This is a genomic window from Niabella sp., from assembly GCF_030150205.1.
Taxonomy (GTDB): Bacteria; Bacteroidota; Bacteroidia; order Chitinophagales; family Chitinophagaceae; genus Niabella.
The window spans coordinates 56,340-71,857 of sequence record NZ_JASLGT010000029.1 but is presented as its reverse complement, the minus strand read 5'-3'; the positions used below and the strand labels follow the sequence as shown (position 1 = coordinate 71,857).

Sequence of the window (15,518 nt, the reverse complement as noted above, 5' to 3'; positions counted from 1 at the left end):
CAGAAGTGCAATAAAAAAGTAGAGAGCAATATTAAATAATTGCTCTCTTACACAGGCTGGCATAAAGCCGCCTAAAACACAAAAGTATTAAAAAAATTAAAACTTCTATTTGGTAATTAACACAGAATCTGATAGCTGAAGGCTGAAAACTGAAGGCTGATCGCCTGTTTCAGGTTTAAAGTTTCACGTTAGATCCGTTTGATACTTGATGCTAAAGGTTAGATCACTGATCACGAGGCAACAATAGCTGAAAACTGATAGCTGATCGCTGAAAACTGATCGCTGATCGCCTGTTTCAGGTTTAAAGTTTCACGTTAGATCCGTTTGATACTTGATGCTAAAGGTTAGATCACTGATCGCGAGACAACAACTGATAACTGAAAACTGATCGCTGATCGCCTGTTTCTGTTTCAGGTTTAAAGTTTCACGTTAGATCCGTTTGATACTTGATGCTAAAGGTTAGATCACTGATCACGAGACAACAACTGATAACTGAAAACTGATAACTGAAAACTGATCGCTGAAAACTGTGTTCAGGTTTAGATCCGTTTTACACCTGATGCGCATTTCATTTCCACATTCCCACATCTTCAAATTTTCAAATTACCCCGGGATATATTCTTTTAACAGTGCATCAAATGTTTTTCCATCAATCATACGGGCGCCCATACTTTCCAGGTATTCGGAATAGATCTGGCAATCGATCAGGGCTACCTGTTCTTTTTTCAGTTGTTCTGTATACCGGGCAAATGCATACCGGGAGGCATTGCTGACAAGACTGAACATGCTTTCTCCAAAAAATACACGGCCCAGGCGAATGCCATAAAGGCCGCCCACCAACACACCATCTTCCCAAACCTCCGCACTATGGGCATATCCCTGCAGGTGCAGTGCATTGTAAGCCCCCACCACTTCTTCTGTGATCCAGGTGCCATCCTGGTTATTGCGCTTTACCTGCTGGCAATGACGGATCACCGCTTCAAACGCCTTGTTAATGGTAAATTGAAAAGCGTTTCGGTTAATAAGAGAGCGTACCGTTTTACTGCGCCGGAATTCATCGGGAAACAATACAAAACGGGGATCGGGACACCACCAAAGCACGGGAGGCGTTTCATACCAGGGGAAAATACCAGAGGTATAGGCCAGCAGCAGCCGTTGGGGGCTAAGATCGCCGCCAATGGCCAGTAGTCCGTCTTTTTCTGCCAGGTGCACCGGCGGAAAATACAGCTCGTCTGACAATGCAAAAATAGCCATGAAACGGGTATAGAGGCGTTGATTAAGACACCAGTTCTTCGATGGTTGCAGAAATACCCCGGTCGAGGATGGCGTTGCACATCGGTTCAAGATCTTCGTACTGGCCCTCTTTAACAGCGTATTTACCTTTGAAATGAATGATGAAAGAACACTGTTCGGCCTGCTCATAACTGTGCCCGCAGACCTCCATCAGGGTCTCGATCACCCATTCAAACGTATTTACATCATCATTCCACACGATCAGCTGCCAGGAAGCGGCTTCTGCCGTGAGCACATCGGTTGCTACCTCCGTTTTTGTAAACGGATTGGTTCCGGGAAAACTCATACCGCAAAGATAAATCATTCCGGATAAATCCCCTGCGGGACAGCGTTCCTGATGATTATGCCCTTTTTGGAAAAAAAGAGTTACAATTTCCGGAGCTGTAAAAGGATCTGCGCATTCAGGACCTTCCGTAAGCCGGCACCGGTCTTATCCGGCTGAACTTCTGAAACTGCTGCTATTGTGAATTATTTTCTGGGCGTCAGCGCTTTATTGAAGCGCGACGGAGATGCTTTCCGGTTTGGAATGCTTTTTATAAATGCAGTGGTTTGCGCTCAGCAACCGGTGGGCAGGGCGGATATTTATTAAAAAAAATCTAAAAAAATGAAGAATAAACAGATATGTATAAAACACACAATACCGTTTGTATAATTGTATAAAAAATAACAGCGAATTTGAATTTAAAACAATACTTTTATAGCTATTAAATGATTGTTTATTTTTCACTAACGATTTTTAGATTTTTTTAAAAACAGTTTAATGGCAGAAAATAATACTTACGATGCGATCGTCATCGGCAGCGGTGTTTCCGGAGGATGGGCTGCAAAAGAACTTACAGAAAAAGGATTGAAAGTCATCATGCTGGAGCGTGGTAAAAACATCGAGCATGTAAAAGATTATGTCAATGCCGGTAAGGCCCCATGGGAACTTCCGCACAGGGGAAGCAAAACGCAGGAAATGATCAAGGATCACCCCGTGCTGAATCGTGATTATCCGCTGAATGAAACCAATCTCGACTGGTGGGTGGACGAAAAAGAATCACCATACACCGAAGTAAAGCGGTTCGATTGGTTCCGCGGTTATCATGTAGGCGGACGCTCGTTATTGTGGGGACGCCAGAGTTATCGCTGGGCCGACCTGGATTTTGAAGCCAATGCCAAAGACGGCATTGCTGTTGACTGGCCGGTGCGTTATAAAGATATAGCGCCCTGGTACGATTATGTGGAAAAATTTGCAGGGATCAGCGGAAACCGGGATGGTATTGCTCATTTACCTGATGGCCAATTTATGCCACCGATGGATATGACCATTGTGGAAAAAGATATTGCTGCCCGTATCAAGGATATTTATAAAGGAGAGCGGCATATGATCATCGGACGTGTGGCCAATATTACCCAACCGTTGCCTGGCCGTACCAACTGCCAGTACCGCAACAAATGCTGGCTGGGCTGTCCGTTTGGTGGTTATTTCAGCACGCAATCGTCCACATTACCGGCGGCAATGAAAACCGGTAACCTTACACTCCGCCCCTGGAGTATTGTTACAAAGATCTTATATGATAAGGACACAAAAAAGGCTACCGGGGTAGAGGTGCTGGACGCAGAAACCAATAAAACATATGTATACAATGCCAAGATCATTTTCTTAAATGCATCTACTTTGAACAGCACCTGGATCCTGATGAACTCTGCAACGGATATCTGGCCCGGCGGATTAGGCAGTTCCAGCGGAGAGCTGGGGCATAACCTGATGGATCATCACCTGGGCGTGGGCGCTGCAGGACGTGTGGAAGGATTTGAAGATAAATATATATATGGGCGCAGGGCCAACGGTATCTACATACCGCGTTTCCGGAATATGAACGGAGACAAACGCGATTACCTGCGTGGTTTCGGTTACCAGGGCGGCGGCGGCCGTGGCCGGGGCAATAGCTCTGCAGAAGAGCAAACCATCGGAATTGGCCTGAAGGAGTCCTTAACAGAACCCGGATCCTGGACCATGAATATCGGCGGTTTTGGAGAGATCCTTCCTTATCACGAAAACCAGGTAACACTGGATAAAAACACAAAAGATAAGTGGGGACTGAATGTATTGTCGATCGATGCCGAATGGAAGGACAATGAGCGGAAAATGCGGATCGATATGAAGAATGATGCCATTGAAATGCTGGAAAAAGCGGGCGTAAAAGATGTAAAGGGCCGGGATGGCGATGGTACTATCGGCCGTGGGATTCATGAAATGGGAACGGCACGTATGGGCGCAGATCCAAAAACATCAGTAGTAAATAAATGGAACCAGGTTTGGGATGCTCCCAACGTATTTGTGACTGATGGTTCTTTTATGGCATCCGCAAATTGCGTGAACCCTTCGTTAACGTATATGGCCTTTACCGCCCGGGCGGTAGACTATGCCGTAAATGAATTGAAAAAACAAAATCTTTAATCATAGAACCGGTGGGTTTTACAGACCTTACCGGTTTTTAAACTACAGATAAATGAACAGGAGAGAAGCTTTATCACGCGTTGGTATTTTATTAGGAGGTACCGTTATAGGCGCAGAAGTTTTTTTGTCGGGCTGTAAGAATACAGCGATCAAGGCCGGAACCTTTTCGCCCGAAATCATTGCGCTGTTGGACGAAATAGGAGAAACCATCATCCCTACCACACCCGATTCCCCGGGTGCAAAGGCCGCACAGATCGGTAACTTTATGAAAACAATTGTAACCGATTGTTACCGTGAAAACGAACAAAAAGCATTTCATGAAGGCATCGGGAAATTGCAGGAAGCCTGCGAAGCAAAATATAAAAAAGGCTTCAACGACCTGTCTGCAGCAGAAAAGACCGCCTTCCTGACGGACCTGGATAAGGAAGCCAAAGCATTTGTAAAAACAGATGCTTATAAAAAGGAAAAAGAAGCTTTTGATGCCAAACAGGACGAATGGGTGAAAGCTGAAGAGGCTAAGAAAAATTTTGGTGCGGTGAAACTGAAACAAAGTTATCCGCCACATTATTTTGCAATGCTTAAGCAATTGACCCTTTGGGGCTACTTTACATCAAAACCCGGTGCGGAGCAGGCCCTGCGTTATGTAGAAACGCCCGGAAAATTTGACGGAGCGTATCCTTATAAAAAAGGCGATAAAGCCTGGGCGCTGTAAAGCCCGGTTAAGGCAGTGCTGCATCAGATAGCGCACTATTTTATAGGTTATTTGCCGCAGGTTCGCTGATATCAATTGTGCCGTGGCGCAATCAGCGGATCTGCGGCTTTATATTTGAATTGATTCATTTTAAATGTTCAACATGCATATCAACCGGAAAGAATTTTTAAAGAGAACTTCTGTTCTGGCAGCCGGGGTTTTAGCCGGTCCTTCACTCATTGCCGGAACAGGCAAACCCAAAGTATATCCCATCTCGCTGGCGGAATGGTCGCTGCACCGTGCATTGCAAAAAAAGCAGATCACGAACCTCGATTTTCCCCGGATCGCAAAAAAGGAATTTGGGATTTCAATTGTAGAATACGTAAACCAGTTTTTTAAAGATAAGGCAGAAGATACAGCATACCTGAATGAACTGCTTGCTGTATGCAAAGACAATGGCGTTTCCAATCACCTCATTATGTGCGATGGAGAAGGAGAATTGGGCAATACCAATGATGCCGAACGGAAAAAAGCAGTGGAAAATCATTATAAATGGGTACACGCTGCCAAACACCTGGGATGCAAAACCATCCGGGTAAATGCTGCGGGTAATGGCACTGCAGAGGAAGTGGCCAAAGCGGCCGTAGATGGATTGGGCCGTTTGGGCGAGTATGCTGCAAAAGAAAAGATCAACGTAATTGTGGAAAATCATGGAGGCTATTCTTCCGACGGCAAGTGGCTGAGCGGTGTAATGAAATCGATCGGGAAAAAAACGGTGGGCACGCTTCCGGATTTTGGAAACTTCTGCCTGAAGCGCGGTGAAAACTGGAAATGCCTGGAGGAATATGACCGTTACCTGGGAGTGAAGGAACTGCTTCCTTTTGCTAAAGGTGTAAGCGCTAAAGCATATGATTTTGATGCCAATGGTAATTGTATAGAAACCGACTATAAGCGGATCTTTGACATTATGAAAACGTCCGGTTTCTCCGGCATTGTGGGTATTGAGTATGAAGGAGAAGAGCTGAGCGAATACGATGGCATCCGGGCTACGCTGGCCCTGCTGAAAAAAGTAATGGGTGCTTCCTGATTATAACCACGGCATTCGAAATAATGGGCGAACGTTTTTAATGCGTTCGCTTTTTATTTATAGGAAATAGACGCACCCGGGTACAACCCCTTTTGAGTAATAATACAACGGATCTGTTGAACGTTCGGCGATCGATTACCAGCGCCGGCAGCGGGGCATTTTGATACAGCCGTATGCCGTATTTAGAAAAGGAAGAAGATATATTATACCTGATAAGGAATATTTGATTACATTTATAACAGACACATTATGTGATAGCAACCATAAAGATCCTGTTGCGTTTGGATACAGGAATCAGTAGCACAGACACGTGTTAACACATATAGCTTAAATCTGTTTAAGTAACGTATTGCAATTTAATATAGCATTACAACCCATTTAAAAATGATGAGATTAACATCGATGCTTTTTTTAGCGCTCCTGGCAATCAGCCATATTAAATGTACCACATATGCATCATCAGCGCCCGGTGCACCTGATAAGCCGGGAATCATTACGGGGGCCGATCAGACCGGAAAATATTTGTCTTATCTAAAAGGAAAACGGATAGGCCTGGTTGCAAATCAGAGTTCCATCATTGGTAATACAAGCAGTGTAGACAGTTTATTAAGCCTTGGAATTAAAATTGTAAGGGTATTTGGACCCGAGCATGGTTTTAGAGGCAATGCCAGCAATGGCGCTGTAGTGGGTGATGAAAAAGATGCCAAAACCGGCATTCCAATAGTTTCCTTATATGGCAGAAACGAAAAACCAACGAAAGAACAACTGGCGGATATCGATCTTATGGTTTTTGATATCCAGGATGTGGGCTGCCGCTATTATACGAATATCAATACGCTTCAATATGTAATGGAAGCCTGTGCAGAAAATAACAAGGAACTGCTCATTCTTGACCGGCCGAATCCTAACGGGTATGTAGTAGACGGCCCGGTAATGACTGAAGACCGGTTTAAATCGGCCATCGGGATACATTATACGCCCATGACCCATGGCATGACAATCGGGGAATTTGCGCAATACCTGAACGGCGAAGGATATCTTAAGAAACCCTGCAAAATAAATATTATAAAAGTTGCGCACTATGATCATAGCATGCCTTATGTACTTCCGGTACGTCCCTCGCCCAATTTAAATACACAGCAGGCGGTGATGCTTTTCCCCAGTTTATGTATGTTTGAAGGAACCGCCATTAATGAAGGCCGGGGAACGTATATGCCATTTACGATATTGGGGGCACCTGCGTTGAAAGACCGCTATTCCTTTTCGTACAAGCCGGTAAGTATTCCCGGCATGAGTGAGCGGCCCAATCACAAAGATGCCGTTTGCTACGGTGTAGACCTTCGCAATTATGATATTAACAAGCTCCGGCAAAGCCGGCAAATTAATTTATCGTGGGTCATTGAATTATATAATGCCTATCCGGATAAAGCCGGTTTCTTCACTCCCGGAAGAGCGAACCAGGACATATCCGCTTTTGATCTGCGCATCGGTACAGACCAGTTGCGAAAACAGATCATAGCAGGTGTGTCAGAAGCAGAAATCAGGAAAAGCTGGGAACCGGGGTTGCAGAAGTTTAAGGCGATACGGGCAAAGTATCTTTTATATCCGGATTAATTCATTCTTATATAAGAAGGATAGCCGCTTTTTATGCTGCTCATTGCCGGATGCCCACACGGTAACAGCTGCCATTCCCCGCAATCGCAAAGGCATTGTCAAGCGCTTCCAGTGGAAACTCCGCCCCAACCAGTGATTCAAAAGGATAATGATGCTGATGAAGGGTGATGAAACGTACAGCGGTATCCAGATCCGGAAGCGTATAGTTATGAAGGCCCTTGATCGTTAGCAGTTTTCGCACTACCATTTCTGCATTAACAGGCGTAGCGGGCTGCGTAAATACGGCGCCAACCCAAATAGCTTGTCCACCTGTGGAAAGCAATTCCAATCCTTTTGTCATTACTTCCGGTATGCCGGTTGTATCAATTACCAGGTCGATCTTTTCTGTTGCAGAAAGCAGGGCGTCGATTTCCTGAGCAGACAGACCGCCATCGAGTGTTTGCATGGCTCCGAATTTTTTTGAAAAAGTTAGCCGTTCAGGGTTCCGATCCAGGGTATATACATGAGCAGCACCGCTTTCTTTGGCCATGGCACAGGCTGATAGTCCCAACATCCCGGCCCCGGTGATCAATATATTTTTCCCGGAGATATTTCCAGCAAGCCGCAAGGTCCCGGCAATAGTTGCATGGGTGCAATTGATGGGAGCCGCTGTTTTGGGGTCGATGGTGTGGGGGAGTTTAAAAACGGCGGTTCCTTTTTTTAAAAGGCAGTGGCTCGCAAAGCCACCATTGAGCTCGTCGCCCGTTATGAGCTGCTGGTGTCCGTACTTGTAAATACCCGGTGATTTTTGTGGCATGCCTTTGCGGGCCATTTCAGTACCGGCATCAAAAGCATAAACACACCAGGTAACCAGGTCTCCTGCATAAAGCGGGGCACCGGTATAATCGATCGATGCGTTGGTGCCACAGGAAAGAATACGACCGATGATCTCATGTCCCAATACGCTGGGGCAGGGAGCTGTCCGCCGTCCGGAATGCGTATGCAGATCGCTGGTACAAATCGTGGTATAGGTGATCTGCACCAATATTTCTCCCGGCCCGGGATGGGGTAACTGCGATTGTTTTTCCTGGAATGGCTTACCGGTGCCGGTAAAGATCATGGATATGCCCTTTGAATGCATACTATTTATTTTACTATTTGTAATATTTTAAAATACGTCGCTTGCGCCGTTTTAGTATTCTCGTATTTTATGTTTTATCTAAAGCCTGCTGGGTTTTTTTACAGGTGTTCCGCTCTTGCTGAAATGAAGTGAGCAGTTTAGTCTATTATTTAAATATTTGTTTTTTAATTATTTATGATTTTTATTTTACAATTTTACTCAAAAAAGAGCTTGTTTTTTGTAGTTTACAAATGCTTAACCTTAAGTTGATACCGGCTTAATATACCCCGTATTTGAATGATCTACTTTTGAAGTATCAATCGTGAATCCATGATTTCTACTTCAGTAAAAATTACAAATAGTAAAATTCAGACAGCGCTTATCCTGCTTTCGGTGTTTTTGTGTTACACTGCAATGTACGCCATCCGGAAGTCGTTTTTAGCGGGACAGTATACCGATCTGCATTTTGGATTTGGGCTGGATGCTAAAACCATGCTGGTGATCAGCCAGGTGCTGGGGTATATGGTTTCAAAATTTGTGGGGATCAAAGTGATTTCTGAAATGCAACAGGAAAAACGTACGTACTGGCTGATTGGTTTGGTGGGTTTTGGTCTGTTAATGCTGGGATTGTTTGCAGTAGTACCTCCGGGTTTGAAATGGGTGATGCTTTTCTTAAACGGTATACCGCTGGGGATGGTATTTGGGATTGTATTTTCCTATATCGAAGGCCGTAAGAACACCGAATTGCTGGCTGCGGCCCTCAGTGCCACATTTATTTTTTCAACAGGTCTTGTTAAGACGGTAGGGTTGGTGCTGATGGATCAATTTAGGATGAGCGAGTATGACATGCCTTTTTGGACGGGATTACTTTTTTTCCCGTTGTTCCTGGTATCGGTTATAGTGCTGAACAAAATAAAAGGTCCGGATGAAACCGATATGAAGCAACGGACACAGCGGGTGCCCATGTACGGAGAAGACCGGCGGCGGTTTTTGCTACAGAATGGTTGGGGCTATTTCGGACTGGTGGCCATTTATATATTGCTGACCATCGTAAGGGATGTTCGGGATAATTTTATTGTGGAGTTCTGGTCGGAGCAGGGCATGGCCGGCACACCACAGCTGGTAACCCTAACAGAAATCCCGGTTGCCATTGTTGTGTTAGTGGTGGCCGCCGTCGGGATATGGATCCGGAATAACAGTAAAGCATTTGGCACCGGTATGCTGCTGATGGCCGGGGGTGCTATGCTGGTAATCGTTTCCACGTATTTATTCGACCGTTCCTTAATATCTCCGGTTTGGTGGATGATCTTATCCGGTATCGGTACCTACTTACCCTATATCCTCTTTCATTGCCTCATTTTCGAGCGGCTTGTAGCCTTGCTGGAGTTTAAGGGGAACGTTGGTTTTTTATTTTATATGGCCGATGCACTGGGATACCTGGGCAGTGTGGTCATCCTGCTGTTGAAAGAAGTGATCGGGTTTAAACAGAGCTGGGCCCGGTTTTTTATTTCACTGGATATTCAATGCGCTATGTGTATCCTGTTGCTGGCGGGATTTGTGCTCTGGTATTTTGACAAACGCATCATCCGGAAAAACCGCTATATAGCACCTGCGGCATGATGCAATGATGTATAATAAAAAAGTACATGAACAAAAAATATGATTTAATGATTGTGGGAGGCGGCGTACTGGGTACGTTTCACGCCTTTCACGCATTGGAGAACGGGTTGACCGTGGCACTTATAGAGAAGGATAAAATGCCGCAAAGTGCCACCGTACGCAATTTTGGCCAGGTGGTACCATCGGGTATGAACACCAAATGGCAGCATTATGGGAGGGAGAGCCTGGATATTTACAAACAGATCCAGCGCCGGTTCGATATTTCGGTGCGGCAGAATGGGTCCGTATACCTGGCCTCCAATGATGAGGAAGTACAGCTGATTGAAGAACTGAGCGGCATCAATCAAAAGAACGGGTATACATCGCAATTGCTGACCGGACAGGAATGCCTGGAAAAATATCCGGGGCTAAGAGCGGATTATATAAAGGCAGGCTTGTTCTTTCCGGAGGAGGTGACCGTTGAACCGCGGGTAATGATCGGGCGATTGCTGCAATTCTTGATGGCAGAAAAAGGGCTGGATTATTATGCCGGTACTCATGTGGTTAACTGTGCGGCGTTGACAGAGGGCGTAAGCGTTCATACCTCAAAGGGTACTACATTCACTGCTGCAAAACTGATCATCTGTTGTGGGTCTGAATTTAAAACCCTGTACCCCGATCTGTTTGCCAGCAGCGATCTGGAAGTTACAAAGCTGCAGATGCTGCAAACCGTTCCGCAGCCGGGATATGAACTGAAAGGTTCGGTTCTGACCGGCTTGTCGATCCGGCGCTATGAAGCGTTTTATGAATGTCCTTCGTTTGCAGCAGTTAAAGCAAAGGAAAACCCGGAAGCATTTGAAAAAAAATGGGGCGTACATATCCTGTTTAAACAGGCAACAGACGGCTCGGTGATCATCGGGGATTCGCATGCGTATGCTAGCGCCGCTAATGCGGATGACCTGGGTTTTGAGCTGCGGGAGGATGTGGACGCTTTTATGATTGCGGAGGCGAAAAAGATCATCGATCTGCCCAGCTATGCCATTCAAAACAGGTGGTATGGCATCTATTCCCAATGTAAGGAGCAGGATCTGTTTCAGCATACGATCGATGAAAACATTCATATTGTTACCGGCATTGGTGGTAAAGGCATGACCGGCAGCGCTGGATTTTCAAAGGAAAATATTAAACGAGTATTTGATTTAAAATAAGTATATGCGTACGATTAAAATGGTTGTTTTTGATATGGCGGGCACTACCGTAAATGAGCACAACCTGGTATACCGCACCGTATTAAAAGTGATCAATGATGAGGGTTTTAAGCTTACACTGGATGATGTGCTGCAGCATGGTGCCGGAAAGGAAAAACATAAAGCCATAACCGATGTACTTACCGCCTGCACGGATACGGAGGATGTAAGACCGGTGGCCGACAGAGCCTTTGCAGCCTTTAAACCGGCACTGGAACGGGCCTATGATGAACAGGAGATTGGTACGTTTACGGGCATGGAATTGTTTTTTGAGCGGCTCCGGAATAAGGGAATTATTGTTGCGTTAAATACGGGGTATGACCGGAAGACGGCTACCAAACTGATCAGCAAACTGCATTGGCGGGAGGAAGCGGATTTTGATGTATTGATCACGGCGGATGATGTTGAAAAGGGCCGCCCTTTTCCGGATATGATCGAACGGGCAATGAGGCAATTCCGGATTACGGATGCAGGCAGCGTATTAAAAGCAGGTGATTCGGTAATTGATATTGAGGAGGGAAAGAATGCCGGCTGTGGCATTACTGTAGGCGTTCTTAGCGGCGCCCAAACACGGGAACAACTGGAACTGGCCCGGCCGGATTATATATTAAATGCCGTAACAGAGCTGGATGCAATCCTGCTGAATTAAACAGCGTTTATAAGCGCCCTTTCGGGTTTAGTCGCGCTGGGGAAGGAAGAAGTACATCACCATCATTTTGGCAGGAACCGTGCCCTTGTTTACCGGAACATGCGGTATGCGCCCGTCAAAGAAAAGGGCGTCTCCTTCATGAAGCTGTACTTCCTCGTCGCCTATCTGATAGGCACAGGATCCGGCCAAGACATACTTGAATTCATAGGCATCGGTTTCTACTTTTTCCCGTTGCGATCCCGGTTGTACTTCCAGCAAAACGGCTTCAAAACCTACTGAGGAAAGTTGTTTGCCAAACAGGGAACGGTATTCGAATCCCTTTGCTTCATCCTCTTTTTCAATAATGGTATGGTCCTCCTTGCGGGAAACAACAAAATTTTTACCGCCAGGCAAAGGGATATCTTTGAAAAAATCGGGAACCTCAATTCCGAGTACGCTCACAATACTTAATAAAACAGGAAGGGATGGAATGGTTCTTCCGTTTTCAATGCGGGAGATCAGGCCATTGCTCAGGTTGGCCTTGCCGGCAACATTGTTGATGGTAAGACCTTTCTTCTTCCGGATCTCCTTGATCCGTTTCCCAATTCCGATAAGATAATCCTCCATAACATAGATTCTGATCCGGCGAAAATACGACCCGCGGGAATTAAAATAGCCAATAGGGCATATTAAATGTAATTCTGTGTGGGAATTTGAAAATTTGAATCCTGATTGCTATCGGGAGTGGAAAATGTGGAAAATGAGCGTTAAATCAGAAATAATTCCATGGTCTCCCAAGTCTATATGTCCCCCCCAAAAGCAAGGGCAATAGTGAACAGTAAGCAGATCACTAAACGGATCTGATATGAAACTTTAAACAGCGTTCAGCCTACAGCTATTATCTTTCAGTCATTGTTGTCTCGTGATCGGTGATCTAACCCGCTATGGCGGGCACGCCTGGAACTTGAAATCTGAAACCTGGAACTTAAAACCTGCCTCACCCCTCAATCAACTCGCTCAGCTCCAGCCAGCGCATTTCTTTTTCGTCTAATAGTTGCGTGATTTCCCCGATGCGGCGGGAGAGGGCTTCCAGTTCTTCAAAATTGGTACTGCCACCCGATAGCTGAACCGTGATGGATTCTTTTTCTGCGTTGAGCGCGGCGATCTCTTTTTCCAATAGTTCGTATTCCCTTTTTTCTTTGAAGGATACTTTCTTTACGGCCGGCTTCTGAGCAGGAGATGCGGTAGCCGCCGGCTCCTTTGAAGGAAGAACAGCAACGCCCGGCTGGCTCTTCTCCTGTAAGCGGTGTTGCGTATAGTTGCCCGGGAAATCGGTGATTACACCGTCGCCTTCAAAAACGAACAGGTGGTCTACCAGGCGATCCATAAAATACCGGTCATGGGAAACGATCAGGAGACAGCCCGGGTATTCACTCAGGAAATGCTCCAATACGGAAAGGGTAGGAAGATCCAGGTCATTGGTAGGCTCATCCAGGATCAGGAAATTGGGATTGCGAAACAGGATAGAGAGCAAATGCAGGCGTCTTTTTTCACCTCCGCTTAATTTGCTCACATACGTATATTGTTTATCCGGGTCAAAAAGAAATAATTGCAGGAACTGGGAGGCGCTCAGTGTACTGCCATCGGCCAGGGGAAAATTCTCCGCAATATTCTTTACGAACTCAATTACCCGCATATCTTCCTTTAATATCAGCCCCTGCTGCGAATAATTGCCAAATACCACCGTATCGCCCACGTTGATCTTACCGCTGTCTGCGGATTCCACACCCTGCAGGATATTAATAAATGTTGATTTTCCTGCGCCGTTCTTCCCGATAACGCCTACGCGTTCGCCTTTTTTAAATGTGTAATCAAACCCGTCGAGTATTTTTTTATCACCAAAGGATTTGTATACTTTTTTTAGTTCAATGATCTTTCCGCCCAGGCGGTTCATTTTCATTTGCAGCTGCACCTGGTCATCGGTGACCTGCTGTTTGGCGGTTTTTTCAATATTGTAGAAATTGTCCTCCCGGCTTTTCGATTTAGTGGTGCGGGCCTTGGGTTGCTTGCGCATCCATTCCAGCTCCCGGCGGTAAAGGTTCTTGGCTTTATCAATAGAGGCATTCAGGTTCTCAACCCGCTGTGCTTTTTTGTCGAGGTAGTATTCATAATCGCCCCGGTGTACAAACAATTCACCGCCTTCAATTTCCCATATCTCGTTGCAAACGGCATCCAGGAAGTAACGATCGTGGGTGACCAATACCAATGTAACATTTTCCTTTCCAAGAAAATGCTCCAGCCATTCTACCATGCCCACATCAAGATGGTTGGTGGGCTCATCCATGATCAGCAATACATGTTTATGCTCAAAGCCGATATCGATCAGCGTGCGGGCAAGCGCCACTCTTTTTTTCTGACCACCGCTCAGGGTTTTAACTTTCTGCTCCAGGTGGTGAATATTGAGTTTTCCAAAGATCTGTTTCACCCTTGAATCAAAATCCCAGGCATTCAGTTCATCCATCCGCACCAGGGCCTGGCCAATCTTGTCCGCATCGCCGCTTTCGCTGGCCAGCTCATACTCCCGTATGGCTTTTACCGTAGGATGATCATGGAAAAAAATATTGTCGGAAACAGTAAGCTCGTCTTCCAGGTCGGGTTCCTGCTCAAAAAGGATCACTTCCACGTCTTTGTGAATCCATAATTTACCGTTATCCGGTGTTTCTTTTCCCGCCAGTATTTTTAACAGGGTAGACTTACCCGTACCGTTGCGGGCTACAATGGCCACTTTATCACCTTCCTCAATATGGAATGAAATATTTGAAAACAGGGGTTGTATCCCGTAACTTTTCCCTAATCCTTCCGCAGAAACATAATGCATCCGGCAAAGGTAGGGAAGTTTGAGCGGCTCTTTATGATGTTGATCGTGAGAAGTTGTAAGTGAGAAGTCGTTCATGAAAAGTGAAGCGTTAACCGCCATTCACAATCAAACTTTTCACTTAAAACATCTTACTACGCACTTCTAACCACTCCCTCAGACGCTCCGGATCAATCCCCCGTCGATGGCAATACTGGTTCCTGTAATATAGGCCGCCTGATCCGAAGCAAGGAAGGTTACGAGGTTTCCCATTTCTCCGGGCTGTCCCAAACGCTTCGCCGGGATGCTTTCCAGGGCCTGGGCTTTGTAGGTTTCCAGGGGCAGCCCTTTGGCTGCTGCTTCTTTTTCATAAAGCTCCAGGATCCGGTCGGTTTCAAAATTGCCGGTAAGAATATTGTTAACCGTGATCTGGTCCCTTGCTACCTGCGTAGCCAGTGTTTTCCCCCAGGTTACTACTGCAGATCGGATCGTATTGGACAAAGCCAATGCTTCAATGGGCTCTTTCACCGACCGGGAGGTGAGGTTAATGATACGCCCAAACCGGCCGGCGATCATATGTGGTAACGCCTTTTCGGTCGTGTATTGAACCGTCCGGAACAACAGGTTAAACGCGGTTACATAGTCTGCATCTTTTTTCTCCAGTGCGGTACCCGGGGCGGGGCCACTGGTATTATTTACCAGTATATCTGCCTGGTTGGTTGCAAAATAGTCATCGACCTTTTGTTTATAGGCCTCAATGTCTGAAAAATCCGCTACCAGGTATTGATGTTGCTGCTGCTCCGGGCGCGGTAGTGCTGCCTGCAGTTCCTGCAATACCGCCTCTCTTCGTGCTACCAGGGTTACAGTAGCGCCGGAAGCCGCCAGTTGCAGGGCTATTGCTTTTCCCAATCCGCTGCTGCTGGCACCTACCAGCGCTTTTTTATTTTTTAAAGAAATCTGCAT

Annotated in this window: 13 protein-coding genes; 7 read left to right on the top strand and 6 right to left on the bottom strand. The window is 45.9% G+C overall.

Annotated elements, in window-relative coordinates:
- Positions 1 to 603: 603 nt before the first annotated feature.
- The gene (aat, locus tag Q1V85_RS22100; protein ID WP_300603351.1) at positions 604 to 1,254 is read right to left on the bottom strand and encodes a leucyl/phenylalanyl-tRNA--protein transferase; all 651 of its coding nucleotides are present in this window, start codon (positions 1,252 to 1,254) and stop codon (positions 604 to 606) included.
- 22 nt (positions 1,255 to 1,276) lie between these two features.
- Positions 1,277 to 1,579 carry an ATP-dependent Clp protease adaptor ClpS gene (locus tag Q1V85_RS22095; protein WP_300603348.1) on the bottom strand — a complete coding sequence of 101 codons (303 nt, stop codon included), beginning with the start codon at positions 1,577 to 1,579 and terminating at the stop codon, positions 1,277 to 1,279.
- Between the two features lie 474 nt (positions 1,580 to 2,053).
- Here Q1V85_RS22095 and Q1V85_RS22090 point away from each other — a divergent pair, with 474 nt between their 5' ends.
- The 4 genes from Q1V85_RS22090 (at position 2,054) to Q1V85_RS22075 (ending at position 7,128) form a co-directional block, all read left to right on the top strand.
- A complete protein-coding gene (locus tag Q1V85_RS22090) occupies positions 2,054 to 3,736 on the top strand; it encodes a GMC family oxidoreductase (protein ID WP_300603346.1) in 1,683 nt (560 codons plus the stop codon).
- Between the two features lie 52 nt (positions 3,737 to 3,788).
- Positions 3,789 to 4,448: a gluconate 2-dehydrogenase subunit 3 family protein gene (locus tag Q1V85_RS22085; RefSeq protein ID WP_300603343.1), complete on the top strand. Its 660-nt coding sequence runs from the start codon at positions 3,789 to 3,791 to the stop codon at positions 4,446 to 4,448.
- A 142-nt stretch (positions 4,449 to 4,590) separates the two neighbouring features.
- Positions 4,591 to 5,514, top strand: coding sequence for a sugar phosphate isomerase/epimerase family protein (locus Q1V85_RS22080; RefSeq protein WP_300603340.1), 924 nt, complete (start codon positions 4,591 to 4,593; stop codon positions 5,512 to 5,514).
- 384 nt (positions 5,515 to 5,898) lie between these two features.
- Complete coding sequence (locus Q1V85_RS22075) at positions 5,899 to 7,128, top strand: DUF1343 domain-containing protein (protein ID WP_300603337.1); 1,230 nt, start codon at positions 5,899 to 5,901, stop codon at positions 7,126 to 7,128.
- A gap of 40 nt (positions 7,129 to 7,168) precedes the next feature.
- Here the strand turns inward: Q1V85_RS22075 and Q1V85_RS22070 are convergent, their stop codons facing one another.
- The gene (locus Q1V85_RS22070) at positions 7,169 to 8,248 is read right to left on the bottom strand and encodes a zinc-binding dehydrogenase (RefSeq protein ID WP_300603335.1); all 1,080 of its coding nucleotides are present in this window, start codon (positions 8,246 to 8,248) and stop codon (positions 7,169 to 7,171) included.
- 309 nt (positions 8,249 to 8,557) lie between these two features.
- On the opposite strand from Q1V85_RS22070, the gene Q1V85_RS22065 reads away from it, so the two are divergent.
- Genes Q1V85_RS22065 through Q1V85_RS22055 form a run of 3 tightly spaced genes read left to right on the top strand, consistent with a single transcriptional unit; the run spans position 8,558 to position 11,722 of the window.
- Positions 8,558 to 9,847 (top strand): DUF5690 family protein, encoded by a 1,290-nt coding sequence (locus tag Q1V85_RS22065; RefSeq protein WP_300603333.1) that lies wholly within the window; start codon positions 8,558 to 8,560, stop codon positions 9,845 to 9,847.
- 26 nt (positions 9,848 to 9,873) lie between these two features.
- Positions 9,874 to 11,034 (top strand): TIGR03364 family FAD-dependent oxidoreductase, encoded by a 1,161-nt coding sequence (locus Q1V85_RS22060; RefSeq protein ID WP_300603331.1) that lies wholly within the window; start codon positions 9,874 to 9,876, stop codon positions 11,032 to 11,034.
- Positions 11,035 to 11,038: 4 nt separating this feature from the next.
- A complete protein-coding gene (locus tag Q1V85_RS22055) occupies positions 11,039 to 11,722 on the top strand; it encodes a phosphonatase-like hydrolase (protein WP_300603329.1) in 684 nt (227 codons plus the stop codon).
- Positions 11,723 to 11,749: 27 nt separating this feature from the next.
- On the opposite strand, the gene Q1V85_RS22050 is transcribed toward Q1V85_RS22055, so the two are convergent.
- The 3 genes from Q1V85_RS22050 to Q1V85_RS22040 form a co-directional block, all read right to left on the bottom strand.
- On the bottom strand, positions 11,750 to 12,328 hold the full coding sequence (locus Q1V85_RS22050) for an XRE family transcriptional regulator (protein ID WP_300603327.1): 579 nt from the start codon (positions 12,326 to 12,328) through the stop codon (positions 11,750 to 11,752).
- A gap of 370 nt (positions 12,329 to 12,698) precedes the next feature.
- Positions 12,699 to 14,654, bottom strand: a complete 1,956-nt coding sequence (locus Q1V85_RS22045) for an ABC-F family ATP-binding cassette domain-containing protein (RefSeq protein ID WP_300603324.1) — start codon at positions 14,652 to 14,654, stop codon at positions 12,699 to 12,701.
- Positions 14,655 to 14,732: 78 nt separating this feature from the next.
- Positions 14,733 to 15,518: an SDR family oxidoreductase gene (locus tag Q1V85_RS22040; protein WP_300603321.1), complete on the bottom strand. Its 786-nt coding sequence runs from the start codon at positions 15,516 to 15,518 to the stop codon at positions 14,733 to 14,735.